This is a genomic window from Kitasatospora sp. NPDC057512 (genome assembly GCF_042802135.1).
In the GTDB taxonomy this organism is placed as follows: Bacteria; Actinomycetota; Actinomycetes; order Streptomycetales; family Streptomycetaceae; genus Kitasatospora.
The window spans coordinates 1-2,437 of sequence record NZ_JBHVET010001003.1 but is presented as its reverse complement, the minus strand read 5'-3'; the positions used below and the strand labels follow the sequence as shown (position 1 = coordinate 2,437).

Annotated in this window: 3 protein-coding genes and 1 pseudogene; 1 reads left to right on the top strand and 3 read right to left on the bottom strand. The window is 74.1% G+C overall.

Annotated elements, in window-relative coordinates; translation table 11 throughout:
• The 3 genes and pseudogenes from ACFU6K_RS36800 to ACFU6K_RS36790 form a co-directional block, all read right to left on the bottom strand.
• Positions 1-919: hypothetical protein (locus tag ACFU6K_RS36800; protein WP_380670669.1), on the bottom strand; the 919-nt coding region annotated here is incomplete at its 3' end.
• A gap of 341 nt (positions 920-1,260) precedes the next feature.
• Positions 1,261-1,440: pseudogene (locus ACFU6K_RS36795) on the bottom strand (DUF6328 family protein); the annotation flags it as partial.
• Positions 1,441-1,495: 55 nt separating this feature from the next.
• Positions 1,496-1,648: a hypothetical protein gene (locus ACFU6K_RS36790; RefSeq protein WP_380670667.1), complete on the bottom strand. Its 153-nt coding sequence runs from the start codon at positions 1,646-1,648 to the stop codon at positions 1,496-1,498.
• Positions 1,649-1,969: 321 nt separating this feature from the next.
• On the opposite strand from ACFU6K_RS36790, the gene ACFU6K_RS36785 reads away from it, so the two are divergent.
• Positions 1,970-2,392: an SsgA family sporulation/cell division regulator gene (locus ACFU6K_RS36785; RefSeq protein ID WP_380670665.1), complete on the top strand. Its 423-nt coding sequence runs from the start codon at positions 1,970-1,972 to the stop codon at positions 2,390-2,392.
• Positions 2,393-2,437 lie beyond the last annotated feature (45 nt).

Genomic DNA, 2,437 nt, shown 5'->3' with positions numbered 1-2,437 from the left:
GGCCCGAACCGGGGCGGCCTGCCGTACCCTGGCCGCCGTTGATGCCACCGTCGCCCGCAGCACCGGCCTGGCCCAAGGTCCCGGGACTACCGGGCAGTTGCGTCAGTGTCCCCGAACAGCGTGTGATGGGGGAGACGGCCGCCGACCCGCCACCGCCACCCCCCGGTCCGGCGGTGCCGGGCGCGCCGCCGGCGCCACCGGCACCACCCGACCCGCCGATCTTGCCGTTCTCCCCACCCTGTCCCGCACCGCCACCGGAGCCGGATCCCCCGGCGCTCCCGTTACCGCCGGCCTTCGCGAAGACCCGCGTGCTGAGCCCCGCGATGCCGGTGGCCGGTCCGGTGGTGTCCGCGCTCCCTCCGCCGCCGCCCGCACCGGCGGTGCCGGCCAGGCCGCTGGTCACGACGGTGCCGGCCTCACCTCCGACACCGCCCGCACCACCACCGCCACCGCCGGGCGGACTACCGGGCCCGGCCACGTAGACCTCGAACCTGTCTCCCGCCGTGACGGCGGTCGTGCACTCCGTGTAGCCGCCGCTGCCGCCGCTGCCACCCGCGCCCCCGCCGCTGCCTCCCGCACCGCCGCCACCACCCCCACCGCCGACCGGCTGGGAGACCAGGGGCGGGTAACTTCCCCCGCCGCCCCCGCCGCCGCCACCGCCACCCCCGCCGCCGCTCCCTCCGGTGCCGCCACGGCCCCAGACGCGCACGGTCATCTCGGTCACCCCGACCGGGACCACGAACAGGTAGAGACCCGGCGTGAAAGCCTTCTGACCACTCTGCAGCACCGTCCGGGAGACATCCCGCGAGGCGTCGGCCGCACCTGCGGGGAACGGCGCGGTGAACGCACTCGCCGTGGCCGCCAGCACCACGAAGGCCGCGCGCACGGCGGGGAGCCGTCGCGGCCCTCCCCTGCCCATGGAAGTGAACGGTGTCCTCACAGGTCTTCTCCCTCTCCCTTGGGGCCGCTCCAGCCGGGCGGCCGAACACGACCCGCTCTGCCCGCGCCCCTTCCCACCAGCCGGCGGGCCGACCAGCCACGACGATCACGCCGACCAGCCCTGCCACGCGGGAACGAACACCCGGCCTCGGGAGAGGAACTACCCCCTCCACACCGTTGTGACGGGCCCCGCACGACCGCACGCCCCGACCGCGCTTCCAGCGCCGGACAGCGCCGCGGTCACCCTGCTGCGCGCCACGGTCCGCGACGACGTCGACGTCGCACAGCCCGAGGTCCTGGCCGTCCTCGACGGCGACGACCGCGTTCGGAGCCGGGCAGGGTGGCGAAGCGCGGGGTGAAGGCCACGCCGATGAGGAATCCGAACAGGATCTGTGCGCCGGTCTGGCACACGCGGACTTCCTGGAGCATCTCGTTCCAGAGCCGGTCGGCCCGTTGCTGGGGCGTCTCGTCCCGGCCGGGTGCGCCGTCGTTCCTCGTCAACGAATCCTCCCCCGCCTACGGTCGGGAGTGCCGGCTTCCCCACCGGAGCGGGTGATCAGGCCGGGCACCGGGCGGCTCCTGCGGAGTGGCGGCCAGGACGGGCGCTGGTTGCTGAGGGCCGCAGGTCAGGGACGGTCTCGATCGCGTCGAACACCTCGTCCGGCGGGCGCACCCCCATGGCCGGGATCGTCGTCTCGTCACTGGTCATGCCCGCAACCTACGACGACTCGCGGTCACCCGCCGCCGGGCCCGACAGCCGGATGGCGGACCGGCAAGGTTCCGGGCTGAGCGGACGCGGTGCAACCGGGTGAACCGCCCTGCCAGGCAGCGACCCAGAAGCCCAACGCGGCATCGCCCCGGTGGTCCCGCGCTCCGCCTACACTGCGGCGGCATGCAACGAGCTTCCAAAGCAAGGGAGTTGTGCAGATGTTGGGTCTGTCGACTGGCGGGCGGGCACCAGGGTAGGCGCGTTGGCATGCGTCGGCCCACCGGAGGCCGACGCGCACAGCCGTCGCAGGAGGGTGATCCGATGCAGAAGTCCGCTGTCCGCCCGATGCCCGTCACGTTCCCCGACAGCCCGCTGCCCGACGTCCCGGTCGACGTGGAGCTCCGCTTCGACACGGCCCTTCCGTATGCGGCGTGCCTGGTGTTCCCGCTGACCCCGTGCAGCTGTACCGGCTGCGACGCCGAGGTGTGCTGGTACTTCAGCCGGGATCTGCTGGACGAGGGGCGCCACGTCCCCACCGGCACCGGGGACGTCAAGGTCAGCCCCGGATCGGTCGGCGAAGTCCTCATCACCCTGCAGGGCCCCGACGGCCGGGCGGTGCTCAGCGCCCCGGAGGACGCCGTGGCCGCCTTCCTCACGGACTCCTTCACCCTGGTGCCCGCCGGCTCGGAAGCCGACCACCTTGACATCGACGCCGCCCTCGCCCGGCTGCGCGCCGCCGGCTGACCACGCGAGGGGCGCAGTACCGGGGAGAGGTCATCACGGGACGAG